Source organism: Haloprofundus halophilus (assembly GCF_003439925.1).
GTDB classification, from domain to species: domain Archaea; phylum Halobacteriota; class Halobacteria; order Halobacteriales; family Haloferacaceae; genus Haloprofundus; species Haloprofundus halophilus.
This window is the reverse complement of the sequence record NZ_QQRR01000003.1, coordinates 142,753-168,699: the sequence shown is the minus strand read 5'-3', so window position 1 is coordinate 168,699 and position 25,947 is coordinate 142,753. Positions and strand designations below refer to the sequence as shown.

Sequence of the window (25,947 nt, the reverse complement as noted above, 5' to 3'; positions counted from 1 at the left end):
GGTCGACACTACCGAAGAACCGACTGTCCGTGTTCGTGGTCGATTCGGTCGGCTAACGCTTGCGCCACCGGTCTGTCGGCGGCGGGTGCGGCGTCGTTTCGCGCGTGGAACCGGCATCTGAACCGGAGTTTCTCCAACTCGAATGCGGTGAACGCGAACGTCCCCGCTTCGATCTTCTCGACCAGCGCGATTTCGACGACCGGTTTCGGCAGCTCCGCGCTTTCGTCGCTGGCGACGTCGATATACTCGGTGAGGACGTGGTGGACCACCCACTGCTCTTCGAGGCTCAGTTCGAGTTCGACCGTTGGCGCGTCGTTAGTTATCGAGGGCATCGTTCGTTCTGTTACGATAACTAGTTAGTGACCACACTATCTAAGTCTTTGCTAACACGTAACATGGGTGGGTGACTCGCTCGGTCCAGAGGCGTAGACGGCAGAAAATCGAAAAACCGGGGTCGGTTAGAACGTGTAGTCGTCGCCTTCGTCGCGCATCGCCGGGTCCTGCTGGTCCGACACGGCTTGGTGGAACAGCTCCTCCTCCATCTGAATCTCGTCCTCCTCGACGGTGTCGTAGGTGGAGATGCCCATCGACAGCAGCTCTTCCATGGCTTTCTGGCGCGTCAGGAACTCGCCCTGTTCGACGAGTATATCGATGCGGTCGGAGAGGTCGTCCGGCAGCGTCAGCTCGACTCTGGACATACGAGCGGGGTAAGAAGATTCGAGCATATAGGTGGCCCGCTATCGTTCCGTTTTTCGTGTCATTCTGGATAAATAATATGATATTTTTCTCGATGCGTTCGAGGCGGCGGACCCGAGTTCGCCGCGGCCGTAGCGCGGACCGCGTCTGCGTGACACACACAAACCAGTTTGATATCCACCCGCTGCGACGACCCGGTACAGACCATGCCGATAGAACTGAACGGGGTGCACACCAGCGCTCGCGTGATGGTCGACGACGAGAGTCTGGTCGACGACAACTGCCTGGACCAGATACAGACGCTCGTCGACCACCCGGCGTTCACCGAACCGGTGCGCGTGATGCCGGACACCCACTGGGGTGCGGGCGCGCCGGTCGGCTTCACGATGCCGCTGGGCGAGCGAATCGTCCCGAACGTCGTCGGCGTCGACATCGGCTGCGGGATGTGCGTGACGAACCTCGGCGAGGACCTCCCGCTCTCGGACGCCGAACGCGAGCGGCGCGTCCGCGACGCCGTCCCGATGGGCCGGAGCGTCCACGACTACGACGACGCACCGCATCTCGTCGACGAGTTCCCGTTCGAGCGGACCAACGAGCGCTTCGAGCGGTTCGACGCCGCCTACCGCGAGCGGTTCGGGGAATTGGTCGACCCTATCGAGTTCGAGTTCGACGGCTACGATGGCGAGTACTTCAAGTCGCTCTGTCGCCGCGTGCTCGCCGATAGGAATCCGTCGATGGGACACATCATCCAGAGCGCGGGGACTCTCGGCGGCGGCAACCACTTCGTCGAGTTCGCCCGCGCGCGCGACTCGGGTGAGTACTGGCTCGTCATCCACAGCGGTTCTCGGTATCTCGGCCTGGCGGTCGCACAGTACTGGCAACAGCGGGCCTCCGAGTACCGCGCCGCCGACGCCATCCGCGAGTCTATCGCAGAGGGCGACGAACGCTTCCTGAAGTTCGACCCCGAGACGGTGAGCGACGCGGACCTCTTCGAGTGGGTCACCGGCGGGAAAGGCGAATCGTACATCCGCAAGGACCGCGTCCGCGAGGCGTTCGACGGGAAGGATATCGAACACGCGTTCGACAGGCTCGCCGACATCCGACCGTCGACCGACGAAGACCGCCCGGGGTCCGACCTCGACTGGCTGGAGGGCCGCGAGGCCCACGGTTACTTCGTCGACATGCTGTTCGCCCAGCAGTACGCCCGGTGGAACCGCGACCTGATGAGCGACGCCGTCTGCGAGGCGCTCGGCGTCGACGCGGTCGACCGGTTCCAGTCGACGCACAACTTCGTCGACTTCCGCGATTTGACCATCCGGAAGGGAGCGACCCCCGCGCGGGAGGGGCAGCGACTGGTCGTCCCGTTCAACATGGCCGACGGGTCGATACTCGCCCGCGGCAAGGGCAACGAGGCGTACCACTCGACGGCCCCGCACGGCGCGGGCCGCGTGATGAGTCGGACGGACGCCTTCGAGACGCTCTCGCTCGACGAGTTCGACGAGGCGATGGACGGCGTCTACTCCGAGTCCGTCGTCGAGTCGGTGCTGGACGAAGCGCCGATGGCGTACAAATCGGCCCAGTCCATCGCCGAGGCGCTCGAACCGACGGCCGAAATCGTCGACCGACTCGACGTCGTCCACAACCTCAAGGCGAAGTAACCGAGTTCGAGCCACGGTTCGCGGTCAGTTCCGCCCGACTCGACTCGGTTCCGGTAGCGTGACAGTCGACCAACAAGCTTACAACGACCACGCCCCGCGCTTCAGATGCGCCTGTCCCCGACAGATGCGCGAACGGGTTGGCCATTGGTACATCTCCAACTCCCGTTTTCTCTCACTCTTCGGTCGATTGGAGTCTTCTCTCTCGCCACCTCCGTCGTGACCGCTGTAGAGCGGCCACATCCGTCGTCTCCGCGGTGAGAGTACTCCGTCGCAGCCGCCTCCCGACGACTGAACGGTTTTGCCCGTCGGTTCTGTTCTCTCCGTATGCCCGATAGACGATACTACAGTTTCGAGGGAGTCGAACCGGAGATTCACGCCGACGCCGACGTGAGCCGCGAATCGACGCTCGTCGGCGACGTGACCGTCGCCGCCGACGCCAGCGTCTGGCCCGGCGTCGTCCTGCGCGGCGACATCGGCCCGGTGAACATCGGCCGGCAGTCCCACGTCGGCGACAACGCCGTCGTTCACGCGTCGACGGTCGGCGACCGGGTGATGGTCGGCCACGGCGCGGTCATCAACGAGGCGACGGTCGAAGACGGCTCGCTCGTCGGGTTCAACTCGACGGTGAACACCGGCGTCACGGTCGGCGAGCGAAGCGTCGTCGCCGCCGGGGCCGTGATACCGGAGCAGTACGATATCCCCGCCGAGTCGTTCGTCCGCGGTGTCCCCGCCCGCGTCACGCCGCTGGCCGACGAGCGAATCAGCGCCGAGGAGATATTCTCGACGTACTCCTCCGGCGAGTACGGTACTCTGGTCGACCGGCACGAGGAGCTGTTCGACGAGTAGCGACCGCGGCCCTCGCGTCCCGCGACGCGGAACGGACGGAGAGTCGTCGCTGGGGTAGTTTTGTATCGACGCGTCTCGAACACCCGCCTATCGATGATAGAGCGGCTCCTCGGGGACGACGTTCGGTCCTCCGGTCGGTATCTCGCGGAGGTAATCTACGGCGCGAACGACGGCATCGTCACGACGTTCGCCGTCGTCGCCGGCGTCGCCGGGGCGGCGTTGAAACCCTCTATCGTGGTAATTCTCGGCGTCGCAAACCTCCTCGCCGACGGGTTCTCGATGGGGATGAGCAACTACCTGAGTCGACGCTCGGAGATGGACTACCGAGCGACCGTCGACGACGGTGTTCCCACCGACGCCGACCCCGACAAATCGCCGGCAAACACCGCGTTCGTCACGTTTCTCGCCTTCGTCGCCGCGGGGTGGATGCCGCTCATCCCGTACCTGTTCGGCGTCGACCCGCTGTTTCCGTCCTCCGTCGTCGTCACCGGAATCGCGTTCTTCGGCGTCGGCGCGAGTCGCAGTCTCGTGACGAACCGTCGGTGGTACGTCAACGGAGCCGAGATGTTTCTCGTCGGGATGGCTGCTGCGACGGTTGCGTACGTCGTCGGCGCGCTGTTGAGCGGGTTCGCCTGACGCCCGGTATCGACGATAGCCGCCACAGTCGACTCGCCTTCCACCGACTCGCCTTCCACCGACTCACCCTCCTCCGACGCTCCACTTTCCGGCCCTCGAAAGAGCTGTAGACTTCCAGCAGTCGTCCATCGACCGAAGTTTCGGAGCCGTCGTGTCGACGAGACTACAGAGACGCGGCGTTTCACGCCCGATTTATACCGAGCAGACCCTGCTTCGAGCTATGGACGGCGGAATCCACGCACAAGTCGTAGTGAACGGCGTCGAAGGGTGTCCCGCCGCGTCTATGAGCGAGACGCTCGAAATCGAATCCGTCACCGTCGACCGACGCTCGGAGCTCCGGGGTGGGGCTGTCGTGGGGGACGTCACCGTCGGCGAAACCGCCGCCGAGGAGGAGACGCCCGAGAGCGTAGAGCGGGTGTTCGCCGACGAGACACGGTCGGTGTATCGGTTCGAGAACCCGGCGGGTGACTGCCCCTGCGGTCGCCTCCCCGACCACGACTGTCCCGTTCGTGAGGTTCGCGCCGACTCGGGGTCGCTCTCCCTGTCGTTTATCGCCCCCGACGTGCAGACTCTCCAGTCCATCGTCGCCGACCTTCAGTCCTGCTGTGACACGGTTCGCGTTCAACGACTGACGCAGTCGACGTCGAGCGCTCGGCGACGACTCCTGTTCGTGAACCGCCAGGCGTTCACCGACCGGCAGTACGAAGTGCTGCGAACGGCCCACGAGATGGGGTACTTCGCCCGCCCCAAACGAGCGGACTCGGCGACGGTCGCGGCGGAACTGGGAATCTCGGTGGCGACGTTCAGCGAGCATCTCGCCGTCACCCAGGAGAAACTTCTCGACCAGTTGCTGGCCGCTCACTGAGACGCGACGCGTGCTGTGTGAACGCATCACAGCCATTGATAAAAACCCGTGTGTCTTAGCAGGAATCCCTATCCGTCCGTCGAACGAAGCGGTAACCGCTCGATGTCTCAATCAATGTACCGAAGGATCGGCGGTAAAGACGCCGTCGAAGACGTCGTCGACGACTTCTACGACCGCGTTCTCGCCGACGAACGGCTCGTCGAATACTTCGAGGGAATGGAGATGGAACAGCTCCGTGCCCACCAAGTCCAGTTCATCAGTTCGGTCGCCGGCGGCCCGGTCGAGTACACCGGCGGCAACATGCGCGAAGCGCACGCCCACCTCGATATCGACGAAGCGGATTTCGACGCCGTCGGCGCTCACCTCGAACGCGCGCTGCGCGAAAACGGCGTCAGTGACGACGATATCGACGGTATCATGAGCGAAGTCGTCGCCCTCAAAGACCCGATACTCGGACGGCCCTGACGACCGCCTACCCCCCGAGAACGACGTTCGTCCCCTCCTTTTTCGGTAGCGCCAGCCTGCAGTAGCCGCCTGCTCCGTCGATACTCTCGACACTGGATAGCAAGGATTTTGTCGACCCGCGAATTACCGAGGAATACTACCAATGAATAAACCGGTGAACACGTATCTTGTCACGCAGGCGGACCTCTCTGCGGGACGGTCCAGCGAGACGGTAGTCCGCGAAGCCATCGAGGGCGGCGTCGACGTCGTCCAACTGCGGGAGAAACACGCCAGCGCGCGAGAACGGTACCGCCTCGCGCGGGTGTTGCGCGAACTGACGACCGAGGCGGGAGTCCCGTTCGTCGTCAACGACCGCGTCGACATCGCCGTCGCCGTCGACGCCGACGGCGTCCACCTCGGCGACGACGACCTCCCCGTCTCGGCCGCGCGGGCACAGCTCGGCGAGAACGCGCTCGTCGGCCGGTCGGTGTCGACCGTCGCGGCCGCGCGGCGAGCGGCCGAAGCGGGGGCGGATTATCTGGGCGTCGGTGCCGTGTTCCCCACGTCCTCGAAAGACGTCCCCGAGGACGAGTCGAACGTCGGCGTCGAGACCGTCGCGGCCGTCGCGGACGCCGTCGAAGTCCCTATCGTCGGAATCGGCGGCATCACGGCGGAGAATGCCGGAGATGTCGTCGAGGCCGGTGCCGACGGGGTCGCGGTCGTCTCCGAGATAACGAGTGCGTCCGACCCGGAGACGGCGACGCGCCGACTCGCTTCGGCCGTCGAGGCCGGGAGGCGGAAACGATGACCGACGGTCCTCGTCTCGACGTGGTCGGGACGCTCTCGGCCGTCGAAGCGGACGCACCGCTCGTCAACGCGTTGACGAACGAGGTCACGGTGAACGACGTGGCGAACGCCACGCTCCACTGGGGCGGCCTGCCGGTCATGTCCGACGACACGCGGGAGGTCGCCGATATGGTTGCGGGCGCCGACGGCTGTCTGTTGAACATGGGAACCGTCAGCGAACGCGGCGAGACGGCGATGCTGACCGCCGGTCGCGCCGCCAACGACGAGGGCGTTCCGGTCGTCGTCGACCCCGTCGGCGTCGGTGCGACGCCGACCCGCTCGGCGGTCGCCGACCGTCTCGTCACCGAACTCGACGTCGCGGTCGTCAACGGCAACCGCGCCGAAATCACCGCACTCACCGGTGAGGATGCGGAGGTGAGGGGCGTCGAGTCGGTCGGCGAGTACGCCGACATCGCGGAGACGGCGATCGCGTGCGCCCGGCGTACCGACGCGGTCGTCGTCGCCTCGGGCGAGACGGACATCGTCGCCGACGCGGAGACGGCGTACGAAGTCGACGTCGGGGACCCGATGATGGGAACCGTCGTCGGCACCGGGTGCATGCTCGGTGCGACGCTCGCGGTGTTCGCCGCCGCGACGGCGGACCCGCTTCGAGCGGCGCTCGTCGGAACCGCGGCGTACGGTCTCGCGGGCGAGCGGGCGGCCGCGGGGGAGTACGGCGAGTACGAAGGACCGGCGAGCTACAAAATCGCGTTCCTCGATGCGGTCGCCGGTATGGCGAACGACGACGAGTTCGACCTGAGCGGCCGCGTTCGGGAGGTGAGGTCCTGATGGGCGTGGTGGTCACGGGCGGTACCGGCGGTATCGGAACCGCTGTCGTCGAGGCACTCGTGGAGGACGGCGTCGTGTTCTCCTATCTGACCGACGGTGAGGGTGCCGATGCCCTCGTGGACGCTGCGCCGGAACGCACCGAGCGCAGTGCGTTCCACATGGACGTCACCGACACCGACTCGGTCATGTCGTTCTTCGACGCAGCGACCGACCGACTCGACGGTATCGACGCCGTCGTCCACACCGTCGGTGTCGTCGACCCGGCGACGATACGGGACTCGACGGAGGCGCAGTGGTCCCGTGTCGTCGAGACGAACCTCGTCGGGTCGTACCGCGTCGCCCGGGCGGCGGTTCCGCACCTACGCGACTCTGCGGGGTCGCTCGTCTTTCTCTCCAGTATCGGCGGCACCGCCGGGACCGTCGACACGAGCTACGCGGCGAGCAAATCGGGACTCCACGGACTCGTTCGCGCCCTGGCGCGAGAACTCGGCCCCGACGGCGTTCGCGTGAACGCTATCGCTCCCGGTCCGGTGGACACGTCGATGAACGACGCCATCGTCGACTACCTCGAGTCGACCGACTTCTCGGGCCACGAGAATCTCGACACTCACCACCCCGACTACGCGTGTTCGCCGGAGGAAATCGCGCGCGCCGCTCGGTATCTCCTCGACAGCTCGTTCGTCCAAGGGGAGATTCTCGACGTCAACGGGGGGATGCAGTTCCGATGACCTCGCCGGAGTCGTCTCAGTCGTCGGACTTCATCCCGGAGTTGCCGACGAAGCGACCGTACGCGTTGACGGTCGCCTCCAGCGACTCCGGCGGCGGTGCGGGGATACAGGCGGACTTGAAGACGATGACCCGACTGGGCGCGTACGGCGGGTCCGTCGTCGTCGCGGTCACCGCACAGCACACCCGCGGCGTCGACTCGACGTACGTCCTGCCCGACGAGGAGATTCGTGCCCAGTTCGACGCGGTTGTCGGCGACTTCGACGTCGGAGCGATCAAACTCGGGATGCTCGCGGCGGCCTCGGCGGTGGAGGTCGTCGACGACTGCCTTCGCGCGTACGACGGTCCGGTCGTTCTGGACCCGGTGATGGTCGCCACCTCGGGAGACCCACTGCTCGAAGACGACGCCGTCGACGCGTACACCCGTCTGTTCGAGCGAGCGACACTTCTCACGCCGAACGCCGACGAAGTAGAACGCCTCACCGGCGCGTACCCGGACGACGAGCGGTCGAGAGCGGAGGCCGCCGAGACGCTTTTCGGCTGGGGTGCAGATGCGGTCCTGTTCAAGGGTGGACACGTCGACACTGGCGCGAACGCCGTCAGGGACACGCTCGTCACACGCGAGCGAGTCGTTGAGTTCACGAACCCGCGCGTACAGACCGAGCGAACGCACGGGTCCGGCTGTACGCTATCGAGCGCTATCGCGTCTCGACTCGCGCACGGAGACGAGTTGTCGACGGCCGTCGAACGAGGCATCGAGTTCACCCACGCGACGATTACTCACCCCGCCGACGTCGGGAGAGGCCCGGGAAGCGTCGACCACCTCGCCGGTTCGACCCGCTGGGACGGAGCGCTCCGCTGAGTCGTTCGCGGTCGGACGGCATCGTTCGCAAAGTCTAACAGTTGATAATCTCTAAACCGTTGTCGGTGGTACGCCGACGTGGTTGTCGGTGTCGCCTCTGGTGAGCGGCGGGGACGGCCGGGGCGGGAGCCGTCGTCTGTCGCACCGACAACCGAGCCGGTGGGGGACCGGCTCTCGCCCGTCTGCAGGGGCGACGTCCGCGGTCACGTCGCCCCGCTGTTTACCCGATTTCGACGGCGATACGGCTCGAACTGCCGAATGAAACACTTCGAAAGAGATTAGTATCGGATGCCTAATTCTGTGGTGTTGGGAACGTACCCTCGATACGCACTCTCTCACTGACACACCACCCGCGTTGCGAGGGTTCCCACACTTCTCACCGACCGACGTGCTCTCGTAGCGTCCGCCACGTCCTCGAGTGCAGTTCTCGGAATTCCGCCCAGCGTCGCGGCTCCCGCCCCCGACTTTCGACGGTACTCCCGGTTCGGTACCGCCTCCTGGCGACTTCGTCGTCCTCGTCGATGTGTCGGTGTCTGGTGATGCGAATGCTCTTGAATCGAGACCCCTAACGAGGAGAGAGAATGGTCCACGCGAACGGCGACACCGGAACGGTAGCACTCGTCGGGACGGTTCACGTCACCGAAGAGAGCGGCGAGAACGTCCGCCGGGCGATCGAACGACGCGACCCCGACGTCGTCACCGTCGAACTCTGTTCGATGCGGCTGCGCCATCTGTACGCGCCGAACACAGCGAGACAGAAGCTCCGCAACCTCGCCGAGAGCTACCGTTCGCTCTCGCGGTCGGGGTTTGCGCTCAACGTGCTGTTCAAGCTCTCCCAGCAGTCGTACCACGACGACACCGGCGTCGACAGGGACGACCGCGACATGTTCGCGGCGATCGACGCGGCCGAGTCGTCGGGTCGACGAACCGCCGCTATCGACCGGCCTATCGAAGAGACGCTCGACGAACTCGCGGCGGTGGTACGCTCCGGCGCAGACGACACCTACGCGTCGACGAGGCGTCGAGCGGATCAAGCTGTAAAAGGCGAGTGGAGCGAGTTGGCTTCCGACCTCGTAGCCGACACCGCCCGACCGGTTACGGGCTTAGCGCAACTGCTCGGGCTTCACTTCTGGTACGGCACGCTGACCGCCGACAGCCCGGCCGCGAAGGCGGCCGTCATGGAACGACTCTCGCCGGAACAGGCGGCATCGTTCCAACACGCGCTCGAACGTCTCGCTCCCGGACTCGTCCGCGTGATGATTCGGGACCGGGACGCGTACATGGCCCGCCGTCTGGAGTACCTGCGGCAGCAGGGCGACGACGTGGTAGCCGTCGTCGGGAAGGCGCACGTCGAGGGAATCCGTCGTCATCTCGAAGACGGAACGTTCGCCGACGAGGCCGAGAAGCCACCGTTCGTCAGTTTGCGGTACCCCGAAGACGACGACCGAGAGTAGACGCGATTTCGGGTCCGGTCCGGCTCAGAACGGGTACTCTCGCTCCTCGCGCTGAATCGAGACCCACTTCGTCTCGGTCACCTCGTGGAGGATGGTGTCGCTGTTGTAGCCGCCCATCCCGGACGCCGCGGTACCGCTGAAGGGGACGTGCGCCTCGTCGTTGATCGGTTGGTCGTTGATGTGGACGTGGCCGGTCTCCATCCGGTCGGCGACGTCCATGGCGGTGCCGACGTCGCCGGCGTGGACCGACCCCGAGAGGCCGTGTTCGGTGTCGTTGGCGACCTCGACCGCTTCGTCCACGTCCGAGACGGAGATGACCGGTGCGATGGGACCGAAGTGCTCGTTGCAGGCGGCGGCCATGTCGTTGGTCACGTCCGATAGCACCGTCGGTGCGACGACCAGCGAGTCGTCCGTCCCGTCGACGTCGACCGTCTCGCCGCCGGTTTCGAGCGTCGCTCCCGCCTCGACCGTCTCCTCGACGTAGCCGAGCATCTCCTCGCGCTGGGACTCGTCGATGATGGGACCGACGACCGTCTCGGCGTCGTGCGCGCTGCCCGCCGCGAGTTCCTCGGCGCGTTCGGTGAGCCGTTCGACGTACTCGTCGTACACGTCCTCGTGGACGACGTGGCGGTTGATGGAGATACAGACCTGTCCCTGGTGGACGAAACTGCCGAACACCGCGCTGTCGACGGCGGCGTCGAGGTCGGCGTCGGCGGTGACGACGTGGGCGTTGTTGCCGCCGAGTTCCATCGCCTGGATGGCGAGGTTCTCCGCGGCGGTGGCGGCGACCTGTCGGCCGACCGCGGTCGACCCGGTGAACGCGACCACGCCGCTCTCGGGGTGTCCGGCCACGCGGTCGCCGATGTCCGAACCGCGTCCGGTGACGACGTTCAGGACGCCTTCGGGAAGTCCCGCCTCCTCGAACAGTTTGGCGATGAGAAGCCCCCCGGTGACCGGTGTGTTCGTCGCCGGTTTCAGCACCACGGCGTTACCGGTGGCGATGGCGGGTGCGACCGCTCGAATCGAGAGGTTCAGCGGGAAGTTCCACGGCGAGATGGCGGTCACGACGCCTTTGGGATTTCGCTGGACGATGTTCTCCTTGCCCGGAATGTTGGAGTCGGCGTGCTGGCCCTTCATCCGGTTGGGGAGCGTCGCCGCCTCGCTCACGTGGTCGCGGGTTATCTGCAGCGACGTCCGGCCCATGATCTCGGTCCCGCCGGCCTCGGTGGCGAGCAGTTCGACGATTTCCTCCTCGTGTTCGTCGAGAACGCCGAGCACCTTCTGGACGACCTGTCGACGTCGCGCCGGCGGCTGGTCGGCCCACTCCGCCTGGGCTTCGGCCGCGGCCTCGTAGGCGGCGTTCACGTCGGCTTCGACGCCCGCGGGCACCTCCCACACGGTCTCGCGGGTGGATGGGTCCTCGACGCCGATACTCTCGCCGCTGTCGGAGTCGACCCAGTCGCCGTCGATGTAAACTGCGTTCCAGTCAGCCGCCGTCGATATCTCGGTGACCATATCTCTCCGTACGTCCCTGACGGATAAGTCGCCCGAGCAAGCAGCGAGATGTTCGCGTAGCGACAGACCTAACCACACGAGGCGGTGACAACGATGTCACCGGGTAACGTCTCCGTTGTCGAATCACTATATACTCCGACGACGTACGACTCCCCGTGACTGGCACCGAGCGAGTACGGCACTCAGTCGGCGAAGACCGGCGGTCGACGAACCGGTCGCCCGTTTACATTTTCCCCGAACCGCGCTCCCAGCGACTCGCTCACACCACGACGCAGCGGATAAGACGCGAACCCCACCCCACCTATGGCACAATCGACACGAAACGCGGACGAATTCGGTGACCTGACGGCCAGCGCAAAGTTAGTTCACATGGTGCTGCAGCGGGAGTCCCCGCTCACGCAGACCGAACTCATAGACCGGACGGAACTGTCCTCGCGGACGGTCCGAAACGCCCTGGACCGACTGGAGTCGGCGGAGTTGGTGAACAAAGAGATTTGCCTCGAAGACGCGCGAAAGCGGGTGTACTCGCTACAGAGCACTAACTGACTCGACGGTGGATTCGAACTGAAGCGACCGGGCGTCGAACTACCGATTACTGGTAGTACGCTTCGCGCTCGACGACGGTCGCGAAACCGACGTTCTCGGTCACTTTCTCGATTTCGACGGTTACCCGTTCGTTCACTTCGGTATCGGGAACGATGACGACGTATCCGCGCTCGACGCGGGCGATACCGTCGCCCTGCTCGCCGAGCCCTTCGATGTCGACCGTTCGCTGCTCGCCGACTTCGACCGGCGGCGACGGTGGCTGCTGCGCGTCGGGCCGACTGCCGGCGTGACTCGACGACTCGGCGGTGTCTCGGTTCCCGGCGTGTTCGCTGTCGGCGTTCGTATCGAGAACTGCCAGTCGATACGTCTCACCGGCGGCCAACTCGCCCAGTTCTACCTCCTGTTCGGGAAGTTCGACCACGTACGAACCGTCCTGTTCTTCCACCGTCGCAGTGTACAGACACAATAAATCTCCAGAGACGTCCATTTTTTGCTCGCTTCTTCCCGTACGAGCACCACCATTGTTAATATACTGATTGTACAGATTAGCGCCAACGCCACAGTACGGTCGGCCCCGCGTCGGTCCCGTTCGCGCTCGAACGTGTCGGAATACGACAGACGACGCGGCGGCGTGCCGTCTTGCTGCCGGGCGAGGGCCTTTATACTCGCCGTTCCCTAGCGGTAGCCGTGGCATCCCCGTTCGATGTTTTAGCGGTCGACCCGGACGCGGACGACGAAGAAATCGAGCGTGCGTACCGGCGCCGGGTGAAGGAGGCTCATCCCGACCACGGCGGCTCCGCGAGGGAGTTCCAGTTGGTGTACACCGCCTATCGGCAGGTGATGGCGGGCAACACCGACGCCGAACTCGAAGTCGCGTCGGCGGACGACTCCGGCGAGCGCGAAACCGCTTCCGAGGCGGAGCCCCCGGAGGACCCCTCGCCCCCCGGTCCTGAAGCGGCAGAACCCGAAGAGTCGGGGTCGAAAATCGAGTTTCTCAACTACGAGGTGCTCGCCGACCACGGGTGGCAGATCGACGACGACGACCTGTTCGAGAAGGCCTCTGAGGCCGACCTCGCGCCCGACGATTACGGTCGGTTCTTCGCGCAACCGAGGGAGAACATCCTCGAAGCCGCCGAGAGCCGCGGCTTCTCCTGGCCGTACTCCTGTCGCGGGGGCGCGTGTGCGAACTGCGCCATCGCCGTCGTCGACGGGGCCGTCGAGATGCCGTCGAACCACATCCTCCCGTCGTCGATGACCGACAGCGGCATCCAACTCTCCTGCATCAGCGCACCCGTCACCGACGAGATGAAAGTCGTGTACAACGTGAAGAACCTCCCCGGACTCGACGAACTCCGTCTGCCGTCGGACCCGTTCGACAACGCGCAGTTGAACGACTGAGTTTCCCGTCGGCGTCGACGTTCGACCCTCGTCGACGAGGGTGGCGACAGCGTACCCGACGACGGCGGTGGAACTGGTCTCCTCGCTACCGACGAGTTCGACGACCGACCCATCGGGTGTCGGATCGACCGGAGCGTTGTGACTCGTCCGCGATGGGGTACAGAGTCGAGTACGAGTTTCGTGTCGACGCTCGGTGCCTATTTGCGTGCCTGGCGAGTACGTGAAACCGATGGTCGACGGAACGCGAATCGCGAGCGTCGAAGACGTCCCCGAGGTGGGGTCGTACCTGTTCACCGCCGAGGACGCCTTTACCAACGAACGCGAAGTGATTCTCGTCCGCTGCGAGAGAGACCCCGGCGTCGAAGCGTGGATAAACAACTGTACGCACGAGAACCAGCGACTCGACCGTGGGTCGGGTGCGGCTATGCGCGACGGCGAGATAATCTGTCCGAAGCACGGGTCGATGTTCGACGCCTGTTCGGGCGACTGCGACAACGGCGAGGCGGCGGGGACGACGCTACCGGATATCGAAATCGCCGTCGAAAACGACACCGTGTTTCTCACCGACGACAACTACACCTACCTGCACGAGGGCGGTACCGACGACGACGACGGCCCCGATTCGACGTCTCACATCGGATTCTGAACGTCGACCGCGTCGAACGGCGAACTCGGCGAACTCGGCGAAACCGACAGCGTCGGAATCCGCCAAATCGTGGCGCGAACCGAAGAGCGACGAGGACCGCGAGTCGTAACACCTATTTGTTTTAGGGAAGCCTAAAAACTATGGAACGAGACGAGCGTCTCACCGAGGGGGTTCGGAGATGAGTCGCATCGGTGTCGACGAACACGACAGCGAGTACGACGTCGCCGTCGTCGGTGGGGGCCCGGCGGGCTGTTCGGCGAGCCTCTTCACCGGCCGGTACGGCCTCGACACGCTTGTTTTCGACCGCGGTCGGTCCTCGTTGCAGCGATGCGCCCACCTCGAAAACTACCTCGGCTTCCCGGCGGGAATCGGCATCCGGCGGATGTACGAACTGATGCACGACCACGTCGAAGAAGCCCGGTGTACGCTCGTCTCTGACCTCGTCGAATCCGTAACTCGGAGAGACGACGGCGAGGGGTTCGTCGTCGACCCACAGGAAGGTGACGCCGTCACCGCGAGACGGGTTATCGCGGCCACACGGTACGACGGGTCGTACCTTCGACCGCTCGACGACGACGACGCGATGTTCACCGAGAGCGAGTACGACGGCGAGACGCACGAGGAGTTCGACCGCTCGTACGCCGGGGGAGACGGGACCACGCCCGTAGCGGGTCTGTACGTCGCCTCTCCGTCCGACGAGTCGGACCGACAGGCGATCATCGCCGCCGGTCGCGGGGCCCGCGTCGCGCTGACGCTAATCGAGGACGTCCGACGTGAGCGGGGCTACTTCGACGACATCGCAACGACGTACGACTGGGTCCGACGGGACGCCGAACTCACCGACGAGTGGGCCGACCGCGACCGGTGGCGCCGGTATCTCGACGCGCGGCGACCCGACGACCACGACGTCGATGCGTCGCGGTGGGCCGAGTTGCGCGACGCCCAGATCGAGCGTCGACTCGACGCGTACATCTCCGACGAGGCGATCGACGCGCGGGACGAGCGGAGTCAGCGTCGGCTGCTCGACTATATCGACGACGACCTCGTCTTGGAACGCGCCCGCGAACTCGACAGTTCTTGACCGTCTCTGCGCGGCGGCGGGTCTGCCCCCAACGGAGCGAGACGGACTGTCGGACGACCTTCGACGAGCGCACTCACACCGTACGTTCATCTATCTCGGTGGTTTCGAGATAAGTATGAATCGACAGATACTCGCCGGCCTCTGTCTGTCCGTCGCCGGTGTCGTCGGCTACGTCGTCGGCATCTCCGTGACGTACCCGGGCCGCGCGTTCTCTCTCACCGCGGTTATGGCCGGCATCGCGCTTCTCGCAACGGGGCTGACGGCGACCGAGGCCGAGCATCCATGAGCCTGCACGCGATGGTGTACACGGCGGCGGGCGTCGAGCGCTACGACGACATCGACGCGGCACTCTCGGCGACCGGCGAGACGTGGGTTCACGCCGACGGCTTCGAATCGAGCGAGATAGCGTCGCTCAAAGAGAGGTTCGGTATCCACCAGCTCGCTGTCGATGACGTTTTGCGCGAGCAGACGCGGCCGAAAGTCGCGGAGTACGACACTCACTCGTTCGTGTTGCTGAAGACTGCCCGACTCAGCCAGCGCGACGATTTCCAGTTCCACAAGGAGGTCAGAACCAAACCCGTCGGGTTCTTCATCGGCGAGGAGTGGCTGGTGACGATGTCGACGTCCGACGTCGATGTCGTCGACCTATCGGCGACGCAGTGGACGAAGAACGGTCGTCGGTTCGCGGACCGGGGGACCGACTTTCTCGCCTACCGAATCATGGACGCGATCGTCGAGCAGTATTACGACGTGCTCGACGAGATAGAAGACGACATCGAAGCGGTCGAAGAGCGCGTGCTGGAGACGCCCGACCCCCAGATGCTGGAGGTGTTGAACGACGTCCGCCGCGACCTCCTCGCGTTCCGGAAAGTCACGTGGCCCGCCCGCGAAGCGCTCTCGGTGCTCTCCCGAGGCGACGTTCCCGAAGTCGCCGAGCGCAACGAGAAGTACTTTCGAGACGTGCACGACCACCTCGTCCAGGTGGTCGACCTCACCGAGACGTACCGCGACCTCACGAGCGGGTCCAGAGATATCTATCTCAACGCCGTCTCGCAGTCGACGAACGAAGTGATGCGGACGCTCACCGTCGTGGCGACGATATTCATCCCGCTGACGTTCGTCGTCGGCGTCTACGGGATGAACTTCGCCGGTTCCCCGTACGCGATGCCGGAGCTCTACTGGAGGTACGGCTACCCGGCGACGATGCTCGGGATAGGAGTTCTCGCCGGCGTCATGCTCGTCCACTTCCGTCGTCAAGGCTGGGTCTGAGGCTGGCGGACCAGAGACGCGCAGATACGGCAGTTACAGTCGCAGCTCGTGTCCTAAAGCCGACGAAACCGGACCCGCATCGAGCGGTGATTATCGCCCGCGTTCCGTATTTTCTATCGCTCGGAGTTCGCCGCCGCAGGCCCCGCACCGATACGAGTCGACCTCGTCGACGAGTTTCGACCGCCGGTATCGGACGAGCTGGGTTCCGCACGCGTCGCAGCGTATCCACCAGTTCGGCTCGGCGAACCGCTCGCAGTGGACGTGCGTGTCGAGTTCGTCCGCGAGTTCCCGAAATCGGTCGCCGTGGGAGCCGTCGCCCCGTTCGTTGAGCAAGTGGACGTGGATGAGCTCGTGGCGAATCGTCTCGGCGGTCGCCTCCCACCCGTGCGTCTCGAAGAACTCCCAGGTCAACGAGACGGACTCCGGGACGCCGTCGCGGTAGCTCACCGCGCCCGCTCGCCGTTTCGCTCGCTTGCTCACCGTCCACTCCAAGTCACTCACCGAGGCGGTGAGTCCGTAGTGCTCGACGACGTCGCGGGCGTAGAGTTTCGAGACGGCGAGGAACTCGGGGACCGATGCCGTCGAATCGATCTCGTAGTAAGCGGTGTCGATAGCGTCCATATCGGGAGACTCGAACATCGTGGACCGCGAGCGATGCCCGCTCGGAGTCGGAGTTCGCTCGTAGCTCAGACTCGGGCGATAAATCGTTTGCTCACCGAGTCGGTGCCCGAGTACGGATACGATAGAGTTCTCAATAGCATTCTTAGCAAACGTTACTTCAGTGGGTGTTCAAGCAGCGGTATGAGCGAGACCCCGGTACGGTTTGGGTTTGTGTGCGTGCAAAACGCTGGCCGAAGTCAGATGTCGGCGGCCTTCGCGGAGCGGGAACGGCAACGCCGTGACCTCGAAAACCGCGTCGAGATTCTCACCGGCGGGACGATGCCGGCAGACGAGGTCCACCCGGAGGTCGTCGAAGCCATGCGGGAACGCGGCGTCGACCTGTCTGGACGCGTCCCGAGGGAAGTCTCCGACGAGGAACTCGACGAATGCGACGTCGTCGCGACAATGGGCTGTTCGACGCTCGAACTCGACGCGTCCGTCGACGTTCGAGACTGGGACCTCGACGACCCGCACGGACAGGACGTCGAGCGCGTCCGCGAGATTCGCGACGAGATCGAAACACGGGTGAGCGACCTCTTCGACGAGTTCTTCCCGGACGGATGACGTTCTTCTCGGCGTTCGCGCCGGGGAGGTTACGAGACGACGCCCGCTACTCGGACGACGACCCGTCGAGCACCTTCGCCGCGACCAAGACGGGGTCCCAGACCGGACTGAACGGCGGCGCGTACCCGAGGTCGAGTCGTTCGACCGCTTCGACGGTGAGACCGCCTTCGAGCGCCGTCGCGACCGTGTCGATTCTGATGGCCGCGCGGTCCGCTCCGACGATGCTTCCGCCGAGCAGCCGGCCGCTGTCGCGGTCGGCGACGAGCGTCACCGTCGTCTCGGCGTTGCCGGGGTAGTATCCGGAGCGCGACCCCGCGGTTATCGTCTCCGAGACGGGGTCGAAACCAGCATCTCGGGCGGCCTCGGGGTCGACGAACCCGGCCCGGCCGCACTCGAGGTCGAACGCCTTGACCACGGCGGTGCCCGCGACGCTTCCGACCGGCGTGGGGTCGCCGGCTACCGTCTGTCCGATAGCTCTCCCCGCTCGGTTCGCCGTGAGACCGAGCGGGACCCACACCGACTCGCCGGTGACCGTGTGCGGCATCTCCGCGCAATCACCCGCCGCGTAGACTCCGTCGACCGAGGTGCGGCCGTACTCGTCGACCGCTATCGCGCCGGACGCTCCGAGTTCGACGCCGGTCCCCTCGACCAGTTCGACGTTCGGCCGGATGCCGATACCGACGAGGGCGGCGTCGGTGTCGAGTTCGGTTCCGTCGGCGCAGACGACCGACGCGACGCGGCCGTCCGATTCGCGTAGTCTCTCGACCGCTGCACCGAGATGCAGCGTCACGCCGTTCTCTTCGAGATGCGGCGCGACGCGCTCGGAGACCGCCTCGCCGAACGGGGAGAGGAGTCGGTCGCCCCGCTGGAACAGGTGAACGTCGAGGTCCCACGCGGAGAACGCCTCCGCCATCTCGACGCCGACGTAGCCCCCGCCGACGACGGCGACCCGCTCGGGCGGTTCCATCGACCCGTACCGCGAGACGGTGGCTTCGTCGACGAACCCCTCGCCGCCGAGCGACTCCACGGTGAACGTCTCGGGGTCGGAGAGAAACGCGCGGACCGCAGCCGCGGAGTCGAGCCCGTGCATCGTGAACACGCCGTCGGCGTCGGTGCCGGGAATCGGCGCGGTGGAGGCACGACCGCCGGTAGCGACGAGCAGTTCTCGGTACGGCTGTTCGTACGTCGAGCCGTCCGCGTCTGCGACCGTCACGAGGCGCTCTTCCGGCTGTATCGCCGTCAACTCGGCTTCTCGGCGGAGGTCGATACCCCGCTCGTCGATCTCCTCCGGGGAGAGAGACAGGAGGTCGGTCAGGGTCTCGACGCTCCCTTTGACGAAGTACGGCGTTCCGCAGTGTGCGTAGGAGACCCACCGGCCCTTCTCGAAGACGACGACGTCACGAGACGGTGCCTCTCGCTTCAGTTTGCTCGCTGCGCTCAATCCTGCGGCGTCGCCGCCCACGACTACGAACGGGTCGGTCATCGTAGGTGATACACACACGCTCGAAAGAAAGTTATCCCGGTCGCGCGATTCGTTCGCACAGCAGCCGACTGCGAGATGGCCCGAGAGTGTGACGGAACGACGGCGGAAACGGACTACGTCCCGTCCGCACTCGACGGCTCTTTCGAGAGCACCGCGTCTTCGAGCACCAGCACGTCGAGACCCATCCCGTAGAAGTCCTTCAGCGCCTCTTTCGGCGTGTTCACGATGGGTTCGGCGTGGTCGTTGAACGAGGTGTTGAGCAGCACTGGTACGCCCGTAACCCGCTCGAACTCGCTGATGAGCCGGTGATACCGGGGGTTCTGGTCGGCGCGGACGGTCTGGGGTCTGGTCGTATCGTCGGCCGGATGCAGTACCGCCGGAACCTCGTCGACTCGGTCGTCGTGGACGTCGTCGGCCGTGATCATGTACGGGGCGGGACCGCCGGCGCGGAGGTAGTCGTCGGCCGCAGATTCGAGCATCGACGGGGCGAACGGTCGCCACTCCTCGCGGTGTTTCACGAACCGATTGACGCGGTCCCGCGAGTCGACGCTTCGCGGGTCCGCGAGGATGCTCCGGTTGCCGAGCGCTCGCGGACCGAGTTCGGTCCGGCCCTGAAACCAGCCGACGAGGGCGCCGTCGGCGAGCCGCTGTGCGACGTGTCGTTCGAGGTCGTCGGGTTCCTCGTAGGAGAGCTTGTTCGTCTCCAAGAGCGCCCGAATCTCGTCCATCGAGTACTCCGGCCCCCAGTAGACGTGCGTCTGTTCGGGTACGTCCGCCGGGTCGGCGTCGAGCCAGCCCGCACCGAGCGCCAGTCCGGCGTCGTGGGCGACCGGTTGGACGAACACGTCGTCGACGACGTCGGAGGCGACGAGTCGTCCGTTCAGTTTGCAGTTGAGCGCGACGCCGCCGGCGAGGGCGACGTCGTCGACGCCGAGTCGGCGAGCGAACGACTCGGCGATGTCCAGCACCGTCTCCTCGGTGAGCTTCTGCGTAGCGTAGGCGAGGTCCTTCTCGAACTGCGTGAACTCGCCGGGTTCGTCGCGCCACTCGCGGCCGAAAAGCGACTCCAGTCGGGAGACGCCCGCGTCGGTCCCCCACTCGCCGGTGAGCGCCGTCACGTCGTAGTCGACGCCGACGTCGACGAGCTCTCTGAGCCGGGACTCGATCTCGGCGTTCTCGGAGCCGTACGGTGCGAGCCCCATCACCTTCCCCTCGCCGTTGAACATGTGGTAGCCGAGGTACTCGGTGACGACGGCGTAGAACAGCCCGAGGCTGTTCGGGTGGTCGTACGTCCGAACGCGGGTCAGCCCCTCCTGCGTCGCGTGCCAGACGACCGTCGAGTCGTACTCGCCTTTCGCGTCGACGGTGACGACGACGGCCTCGTCGAAGCCCGAGGGGTGGAAGGCGCTCGCGGCGTGGCAGGCGTGGTGCGACCTCGTCTCTATCGGCGGCACCGGCGTCCCGATGTCGGCGAGCCTCGACTCCACCCGCCGTACCGGGTACAGCTGTGCCTGCGTCTCTTTGACGAGCATCTGTTCGACGGCTTCGACTTTCCGGAGCACGCCGGGTCTGCGGAGCGCCGAGCGGACGTAGTGCGGGAGGATGTTCCGCCGCAGGGAGGGGTCGTACGGGAGGACGACCGTTTCGACGTCGGAGAGTTCGACGTTCGCGTGGTCGAGACACGCCCGAATCGCGTTCTCGGGGAAGGTGTTCGGCGCGTGTTTACGCCTCGTGTATCGCTCCTCTTCGACCGCGAAGACGAGGCGACCGTCCTCGAACAGTGCGGCGCTGGGGTCGTGCTGCCCGTAGAGCGTGATAGCCGGCTTGAGCGAGAGTGTGTATCTGGTCATCGTGCGGGGGGTGAGTCGAACGGACCAACTCGACGGCGGGGGCCGTCGAAACTACGGTTCGAGTGTCCGTCTGCGCTCGAGACGCAGTGCTCCCGAGAGATAAGGGTTCAGGCGCGTTCACAGCGAGTGAGAACGCGCTGTCGAGTTTTTCTGTGGGCTCTGCGAGCGACTACGCGAAGCCGACAGACGGAGCGAACGACCCGCCCGACGAACGATGAACGATGAACGACGAACGACGAACGACGAACGACGAACGCCCGAATCGCACCGAGACAACACCCATCGCCCGACGAGAACTGACGCAAAGACGGCTTAGCGAGTCCATAAGAATATGTACGCGAGTGCAGTCGACGAGCGAACGATGCGGAACGAGCAACGCGGAAGCGAGATACTAGCACTGCTCGGAGACGACGTCAGTCGGACAATTCTCGCCGCAACGGACCGCCAGCCGTTGTCCGCACAGACGCTCGAAGAGCGCTGCGACGCGTCGCTGGCGACAATCTACCGCCGCATCGAGGACCTCTTGGCGCACCGGCTGCTCCGCGAGCGGACCGAACTCCGCCCGGACGGTAACCACTACAAGACGTTCGAGGCGAACCTCGAACAGGTCGACGTCAGCCTCGACGACGGGTCGCTCGCCGTCGACGTAGCCAGACGCGACGACGCTCCCGACCGGTTCCGCGGCATCTGGGACAGCATGCAACGAGGATTCGACTGATGCAGTCGGAACTGCTCGTGGCGAAGGCCATAGTCGTCGTCCTCGGACTCCTCATCGCGGTGCAGGGCTTTCGCGCCTCCCGGCGAGAGCAGAGCCGGCGGATGCTGTTCGTCGCCGGCGGTTTCGCGCTCCTCAGCGTGGGGTCGGTGCTCGAAAGCGTCTGCTACGACGTGTTCGAACTCTCCGTGTTCCTCTCCGGACTGGTCCAGTCTTCGGTTCTCGCCTCGGGAATGCTTCTGATTCTCGTCTCGCTGTTCGTCCCCGCAGCGGCGGGTCGGCCGGCGGAGAGTCGTTGAGCCGACTCCTCGTCGACTCGGAACTCCCCTGCGTGAACGCCGATGTCCAGGGCGCAACGATACGAGCGCGACGGCATCGCCGAACATAGCCACCGCGCACGTCCCCCGGAGAGCTAAGACGAACACTCCCGTACTGTCACGGAATGACGCTGGATGCCGAGCGGGTCTCGACGGTGACGTTCGACTCGTACAGTACGCTGGTGGACGTGGACGCCGCCGAGCAGGCGTTGGCCGAGCGGGTCGACGACCCGGAACCGGTCTCGAAGCTCTGGCGGTCGCGGTCGCTCGAATACACGTTCGTCGCCAACCAGGTCGACGCCTACCAGCCGTTCTACGAGATGAACCGCGACGCGCTGCAGTACGCACTCGACGCTCACGACGCCGATATCGGCACAGACGAGCGAGACGAGATTCTCGCGGTGTACCACGAACTGGACGTGTTCGACGACGTGAGAGACGGTATCGAGCGACTGCGCGACGGCGGCTACGACTGCTACGTCGTCTCGAACGGCGACCCGGAGATGCTCGAGTCGATGGTCGAACACGCCGACATCGGCGACCTCTTGGAGGACACCGTCAGCGCCGACGAGATACGGACGTTCAAACCCGCCGCCGACCTGTACAGACACGCCGCAGGCCGGACCGGAACGCCCATCGACGAGATCGCCCACGTGACCGCCGGCTGGTTCGACGTTATGGGAGCAAAGCACGCCGGGATGCAGAGCGTCTGGGTCGATCGGAAGGGTTCGCCGTGGGAGACGTTCGGCGGCGAACCCGACCTCACCATCGAGACATTCTTCGAGTTGGCGGACGCGCTCGGCGTCTGAGCGGACGGTTCCGGTCGTCGCTTCCCCGATAAGTCGAGGCCCGTGTTCGGTAGCAGACTGACCGTTCGTGTCCGTAGCCGAGAGTGTACAGCGTGCGGACCGTTGTCACGATTTTTCTCCCGTCGCCGCGTGTCAGACGTATGTTCACTCGGCGTGTCTCTACCGTCTTCGTCGTCGTACTTCTCGTCGTGCTGTCGGGTTGCGTCGGTGGTCAGGCGGTCGCGCCGTCGGAGCCGCGAACCGAATCGGCATCAGCGGCGGCCGCCGCGGCCACGCAGACGGCCGCCGTGTCGACGGCGAACGGGACGTTGGAGGTCCACTACATCAACGTCGGACAGTCCACGAGTACGCTCGTCGTCACGCCGGAGAACGAAACGATGCTCATCGATTCGGGCGACTGGCGCGACGACGGACGCCACGTGCTCGCGTATCTCCAGTCGCGGAACGTCACCCGGATAGACCACCTCGTCACCTCCCACGCCGACGCCGACCACATCGGCGGACACGCGGCCGTCATCGAGTACTACGAGTCGCAAGCCGACGGCGTCGGCGCGGTTTACGACCCGGGTATCGCGTCGAGTTCGCGGACGTACGAAGCGTATCTCGACGCGGTCGAGCGGTACGATGTCCCCCTCTACCGAGTCGCCTCGAACGATACGCTCCCGGTCGCGGGCGCGAACGTCTCCGTACTCGCGCCGCCCTCGGAGCCGCTCGCGGGCGGTGAACGGAACGAAAACAGCGTCGTCCTGATGGTGACTCACGGCGAACAGCGGTTCCTGCTCACCGGTGACGCCGAAGCCGCCGGCGAGGAGTACCTCGTCGAGACGTACGGCGAACGACTCAACGCGACCGTACTCCAGGCGGGACACCACGGGAGCGGCTCCAGCACGGGCGACGCGCTCCTCGACGCGAGTTCGCCGCGGGTCGCGGTCGTCTCGAGCGCCTACGAGTCGCAGTACGGACATCCGCACGAGGAGACGCTCGCACGTCTCGGCGAGCGCTCGATTCCGACCTACTGGACCGCAGTCCACGGGAACACCGTTCTCACGAGCGACGGGCGTAATCTGACGGTTTCGACGCAGCGAAACGCGACGACGACGGCGACCGAGTTGCGCACTGCACCCCCCGTCGAACCCGGGGCCACCGACCCGGTCGTCGAACGGATGACACTCACCGGCGGCGTCTCGGCCGCGTCGACGCTCGTCGCCACGGACGGTGGGGTGAACACGCCGGCGACGCCGGGGGCGTCGTCCGACGGTTCCGACTCGCCCGACTCGACTGGTGCGTCGGACTCACCCGACTCGGCCGAGGAGTCGGCGCCGACGGAGACGACAGCCCCCGACGACGAGGCGTCGGGTGGCGAGCTATCGCTCGCGGCGATTCGGGCCGACGCCCCCGGTGACGACCACGAGAACACGAACGGCGAGTATCTCGTCTTCGAGAACGCGGGCGACGAACCGCTCGACCTCACCGGCTGGACCGTCGAGGACGAGGCCGGTCACGCGTACACGTTCCCGACGGGATTCACGCTCGCCCCGGGGGCGCGGGTGACGCTCTACACGGGCGATGGCAGCGACACCGACTCCGAGCTGTACTGGGGGTCCGGCAGCGCCGTCTGGAACAACGGCGGCGATACGATACGCGTAAGCGACGACGCCGGGACGGTAGTGTTGGAGGAGCGTTACTGATGGACGACTCTACCCTACTCGTCGTCGACCGCTTCGAGGGAGACGACGCCGTGTTGTTGGTCGAAGAGGACGGCGAACTCGTCGACGAACTCGTGTTGCCGACGGCGATGCTGCCGACCGATGGCCAGCACCAGGACGCGATTCTCTCGCTCGCTCGCCCCGACGAGACGCGCGTCGAGCTCCGGTACGACCCCGAGATGACCGCCGAGCGTCGCCAGTCCGCGCAGGACCGCTTCGACCGACTCTCCCGGTCCTTGCCCGACGAGGAATCCGACGAAGCGTCCGACGAGTTGTGAGCCCAACGACGAGAGCGGAATCGACGGAGAAACGAGTCGCGCGAATCGTTAGCGCAGAACTTCCGGAAACGGAACGTTTGAGGCACCCTACGGAAAACCACGACCCGTGTCTCGCGCTCGTCTCTTCGGCTCTCTGTGTGGCCTCGTCTTTCTGCTGAATCTCGCCAGAATCGTCTTCGCACCGCTTCTGGACGTGTTCATCGCCGAGTTTTCCATCGGAGAGGGGACCGCCGGCCTCATCGTCACGCTCGCGTGGGTCGGGAGCGCGTCGCTCCGACTGCCGACCGGCTGGCTGCTGACCAAGGTCCCGCGCCACCACGTCGTCGTCGTCTCCGGCGTCATTCTCGCGCTCTCGTCGGGGTTCGCGGCCACCGCGACGACGGTTCCGCATCTCATGGCCGGCGCGTTTCTGATGGGCATCGCCTCCGGCGTCTACTTCGTCTCGGCGAACCCCCTCTTGAGCGAGTTGTACCCGCAGCGGGTCGGTCGCGTCATCGGCATCCACGGCGTGGCGAGCCAGATCGCGGCGGTGATAGCCGCCCCGCTCGTCGCGCTGACGTTGCTCGTCGACTGGCGGCTCTCGCTGTGGGCGATCGCCGTCGGCGCCGCCGTGGTGACCGCCTACACGTGGCTCGCGGCGAGTCGAATCGACATGCCGACGGCGGGGCAAGCGGACCGCGACTTCGTCGCCGGCGCGCTCTCCGAGTGGCGTATCATCGTCACCTCGCTCGCAATCGTCGGGGCGGCGGTGTTCGTCTGGCAGGGGCTGTTCAACTTCTACGAGCTGTACATGCAGTCGAAGGGGCTCTCCGACCAGGCGGCTGGGGCGATGTTGGCCGTCGTCTTCGCCGCCGGCGTTCCGGCGTTCTACGTCGGCGGCGACCTGGCCGACCGACTCCCGCAGATCCCGTATCTGCTCGGCGTGGTCGGCGTGTTCGCCGCCTGCGTGTACCTGTTGACGATGGTCGAGGGGCTGCTGGTCGTGGGCGTCGTCACCTGCCTGCTCGGGTTCGTCGCTCACGCCGTGTTTCCGGCGGTGGACACGTACCTCCTCGATACGCTCCCGGACTCCACCCGGGGGAGTGCCTACGCCGTGTTCAGTTCGGTCTGGATGCTGACGCAAGCGCTCGGTTCGTCCGCGGTCGGGACGCTCGTCGAGCAGGGATACACGTACGACACCGTGTTCGCGAACGCCGCGGTCGCACTCGGGCTCAGTATTCTCGTTCTCGTCGTGTTCGAGCGCGCGGGACGGCTGCCGAGTTAGTCGAAGGGCCGAAAACGGAGCCTC

At 65.5% G+C, this 25,947-nt stretch carries 30 protein-coding genes; 23 read left to right on the top strand and 7 right to left on the bottom strand.

The annotated features are described in order from the left end of the window. Positions 1-8: 8 nt before the first annotated feature. Positions 9-332: a DUF7853 family protein gene (locus DV709_RS16320; RefSeq protein ID WP_117595501.1), complete on the bottom strand. Its 324-nt coding sequence runs from the start codon at positions 330-332 to the stop codon at positions 9-11. Between the two features lie 126 nt (positions 333-458). Continuing rightward, positions 459-698 (bottom strand): DUF7120 family protein, encoded by a 240-nt coding sequence (locus DV709_RS16315; protein ID WP_117595500.1) that lies wholly within the window; start codon positions 696-698, stop codon positions 459-461. A gap of 204 nt (positions 699-902) precedes the next feature. On the opposite strand from DV709_RS16315, the gene DV709_RS16310 reads away from it, so the two are divergent. The 10 genes from DV709_RS16310 (at position 903) to DV709_RS16265 (ending at position 9,822) form a co-directional block, all read left to right on the top strand. Further along, the gene (locus DV709_RS16310) at positions 903-2,354 is read left to right on the top strand and encodes an RtcB family protein (RefSeq protein WP_117595499.1); all 1,452 of its coding nucleotides are present in this window, start codon (positions 903-905) and stop codon (positions 2,352-2,354) included. Between the two features lie 324 nt (positions 2,355-2,678). Further along, positions 2,679-3,200, top strand: a complete 522-nt coding sequence (locus DV709_RS16305; protein WP_117595498.1) for a gamma carbonic anhydrase family protein — start codon at positions 2,679-2,681, stop codon at positions 3,198-3,200. Between the two features lie 93 nt (positions 3,201-3,293). After that, the gene (locus tag DV709_RS16300; protein ID WP_117595497.1) at positions 3,294-3,836 is read left to right on the top strand and encodes a VIT1/CCC1 transporter family protein; all 543 of its coding nucleotides are present in this window, start codon (positions 3,294-3,296) and stop codon (positions 3,834-3,836) included. Between the two features lie 220 nt (positions 3,837-4,056). Continuing rightward, positions 4,057-4,701, top strand: coding sequence for a helix-turn-helix domain-containing protein (locus DV709_RS16295; RefSeq protein WP_117595496.1), 645 nt, complete (start codon positions 4,057-4,059; stop codon positions 4,699-4,701). 102 nt (positions 4,702-4,803) lie between these two features. Next, positions 4,804-5,166: a group I truncated hemoglobin gene (locus DV709_RS16290; RefSeq protein WP_117595495.1), complete on the top strand. Its 363-nt coding sequence runs from the start codon at positions 4,804-4,806 to the stop codon at positions 5,164-5,166. Positions 5,167-5,308: 142 nt separating this feature from the next. Continuing rightward, on the top strand, positions 5,309-5,953 hold the full coding sequence (thiE, locus tag DV709_RS16285; protein ID WP_117595494.1) for a thiamine phosphate synthase: 645 nt from the start codon (positions 5,309-5,311) through the stop codon (positions 5,951-5,953). After that, positions 5,950-6,780: a hydroxyethylthiazole kinase gene (thiM, locus tag DV709_RS16280; RefSeq protein WP_117595493.1), complete on the top strand. Its 831-nt coding sequence runs from the start codon at positions 5,950-5,952 to the stop codon at positions 6,778-6,780. The genes thiE and thiM overlap by 4 nt, the downstream gene beginning before the upstream one ends. Continuing rightward, positions 6,780-7,508, top strand: coding sequence for an SDR family NAD(P)-dependent oxidoreductase (locus DV709_RS16275; RefSeq protein WP_117595492.1), 729 nt, complete (start codon positions 6,780-6,782; stop codon positions 7,506-7,508). The genes thiM and DV709_RS16275 overlap by 1 nt, the downstream gene beginning before the upstream one ends. After that, positions 7,505-8,368: a bifunctional hydroxymethylpyrimidine kinase/phosphomethylpyrimidine kinase gene (gene thiD / locus DV709_RS16270; RefSeq protein WP_117595491.1), complete on the top strand. Its 864-nt coding sequence runs from the start codon at positions 7,505-7,507 to the stop codon at positions 8,366-8,368. The genes DV709_RS16275 and thiD overlap by 4 nt, the downstream gene beginning before the upstream one ends. Positions 8,369-8,949: 581 nt before the next feature. After that, positions 8,950-9,822 (top strand): TraB domain-containing protein, encoded by an 873-nt coding sequence (locus tag DV709_RS16265; protein WP_117595490.1) that lies wholly within the window; start codon positions 8,950-8,952, stop codon positions 9,820-9,822. A 24-nt stretch (positions 9,823-9,846) separates the two neighbouring features. On the opposite strand, the gene DV709_RS16260 is transcribed toward DV709_RS16265, so the two are convergent. Beyond that, positions 9,847-11,337, bottom strand: coding sequence for an aldehyde dehydrogenase family protein (locus DV709_RS16260; protein ID WP_117595489.1), 1,491 nt, complete (start codon positions 11,335-11,337; stop codon positions 9,847-9,849). Between the two features lie 303 nt (positions 11,338-11,640). Here DV709_RS16260 and DV709_RS16255 point away from each other — a divergent pair, with 303 nt between their 5' ends. After that, positions 11,641-11,883, top strand: a complete 243-nt coding sequence (locus DV709_RS16255) for an HTH domain-containing protein (RefSeq protein WP_117595488.1) — start codon at positions 11,641-11,643, stop codon at positions 11,881-11,883. 46 nt (positions 11,884-11,929) lie between these two features. On the opposite strand, the gene DV709_RS16250 is transcribed toward DV709_RS16255, so the two are convergent. After that, positions 11,930-12,370 (bottom strand): TRAM domain-containing protein, encoded by a 441-nt coding sequence (locus DV709_RS16250; protein ID WP_117595487.1) that lies wholly within the window; start codon positions 12,368-12,370, stop codon positions 11,930-11,932. Positions 12,371-12,570: 200 nt separating this feature from the next. Between DV709_RS16250 and fer the strand changes: the two genes are divergently transcribed. The 5 genes from fer to corA all read left to right on the top strand — a co-directional run bounded on the left by fer (position 12,571) and on the right by corA (position 16,277). Continuing rightward, complete coding sequence (gene fer / locus DV709_RS16245) at positions 12,571-13,281, top strand: ferredoxin Fer (RefSeq protein ID WP_117595486.1); 711 nt, start codon at positions 12,571-12,573, stop codon at positions 13,279-13,281. A 229-nt stretch (positions 13,282-13,510) separates the two neighbouring features. After that, positions 13,511-13,927 (top strand): Rieske (2Fe-2S) protein, encoded by a 417-nt coding sequence (locus DV709_RS16240; protein WP_117595485.1) that lies wholly within the window; start codon positions 13,511-13,513, stop codon positions 13,925-13,927. 178 nt (positions 13,928-14,105) lie between these two features. Further along, positions 14,106-15,008 carry an NAD(P)/FAD-dependent oxidoreductase gene (locus DV709_RS16235; RefSeq protein WP_117595484.1) on the top strand — a complete coding sequence of 301 codons (903 nt, stop codon included), beginning with the start codon at positions 14,106-14,108 and terminating at the stop codon, positions 15,006-15,008. Between the two features lie 115 nt (positions 15,009-15,123). Continuing rightward, a complete protein-coding gene (locus DV709_RS18125; protein WP_198665759.1) occupies positions 15,124-15,294 on the top strand; it encodes a hypothetical protein in 171 nt (56 codons plus the stop codon). Continuing rightward, positions 15,291-16,277, top strand: coding sequence for a magnesium/cobalt transporter CorA (corA, locus tag DV709_RS16230; RefSeq protein WP_198665758.1), 987 nt, complete (start codon positions 15,291-15,293; stop codon positions 16,275-16,277). Before DV709_RS18125 ends, corA begins: the two co-directional genes overlap by 4 nt. Before the next feature lie 90 nt (positions 16,278-16,367). Here corA and DV709_RS16225 read toward each other — a convergent pair whose 3' ends face one another. Beyond that, positions 16,368-16,898, bottom strand: a complete 531-nt coding sequence (locus tag DV709_RS16225) for a SprT-like domain-containing protein (protein WP_157972765.1) — start codon at positions 16,896-16,898, stop codon at positions 16,368-16,370. Positions 16,899-17,078: 180 nt separating this feature from the next. Between DV709_RS16225 and DV709_RS16220 the strand changes: the two genes are divergently transcribed. Beyond that, the gene (locus DV709_RS16220; RefSeq protein ID WP_117595482.1) at positions 17,079-17,501 is read left to right on the top strand and encodes an arsenate-mycothiol transferase ArsC; all 423 of its coding nucleotides are present in this window, start codon (positions 17,079-17,081) and stop codon (positions 17,499-17,501) included. Positions 17,502-17,547: 46 nt separating this feature from the next. Here the strand turns inward: DV709_RS16220 and DV709_RS16215 are convergent, their stop codons facing one another. Continuing rightward, positions 17,548-18,984 carry an FAD-dependent oxidoreductase gene (locus DV709_RS16215; protein ID WP_117595481.1) on the bottom strand — a complete coding sequence of 479 codons (1,437 nt, stop codon included), beginning with the start codon at positions 18,982-18,984 and terminating at the stop codon, positions 17,548-17,550. Between the two features lie 113 nt (positions 18,985-19,097). Then, positions 19,098-20,834, bottom strand: a complete 1,737-nt coding sequence (locus DV709_RS16210) for a carbamoyltransferase family protein (protein WP_117595480.1) — start codon at positions 20,832-20,834, stop codon at positions 19,098-19,100. 331 nt (positions 20,835-21,165) lie between these two features. Here DV709_RS16210 and DV709_RS16205 point away from each other — a divergent pair, with 331 nt between their 5' ends. From DV709_RS16205 to DV709_RS16180, 6 genes are all read left to right on the top strand, one after another. Beyond that, complete coding sequence (locus tag DV709_RS16205) at positions 21,166-21,552, top strand: winged helix-turn-helix domain-containing protein (protein WP_232819776.1); 387 nt, start codon at positions 21,166-21,168, stop codon at positions 21,550-21,552. Further along, entirely contained in the window at positions 21,552-21,848 is a 297-nt protein-coding gene (locus DV709_RS16200) for a DUF7521 family protein (RefSeq protein WP_117595479.1), read from the top strand. Before DV709_RS16205 ends, DV709_RS16200 begins: the two co-directional genes overlap by 1 nt. A 143-nt stretch (positions 21,849-21,991) precedes the next feature. Further along, positions 21,992-22,675 carry a haloacid dehalogenase type II gene (locus DV709_RS16195; protein ID WP_117595478.1) on the top strand — a complete coding sequence of 228 codons (684 nt, stop codon included), beginning with the start codon at positions 21,992-21,994 and terminating at the stop codon, positions 22,673-22,675. Positions 22,676-22,815: 140 nt separating this feature from the next. Continuing rightward, entirely contained in the window at positions 22,816-24,363 is a 1,548-nt protein-coding gene (locus DV709_RS16190; RefSeq protein ID WP_117595477.1) for a lamin tail domain-containing protein, read from the top strand. Further along, positions 24,363-24,659: a DUF3006 domain-containing protein gene (locus DV709_RS16185; protein WP_117595476.1), complete on the top strand. Its 297-nt coding sequence runs from the start codon at positions 24,363-24,365 to the stop codon at positions 24,657-24,659. Before DV709_RS16190 ends, DV709_RS16185 begins: the two co-directional genes overlap by 1 nt. 106 nt (positions 24,660-24,765) lie before the next feature. Further along, positions 24,766-25,923 carry an MFS transporter gene (locus DV709_RS16180; RefSeq protein ID WP_117595475.1) on the top strand — a complete coding sequence of 386 codons (1,158 nt, stop codon included), beginning with the start codon at positions 24,766-24,768 and terminating at the stop codon, positions 25,921-25,923. Positions 25,924-25,947: the final 24 nt, after the last annotated feature.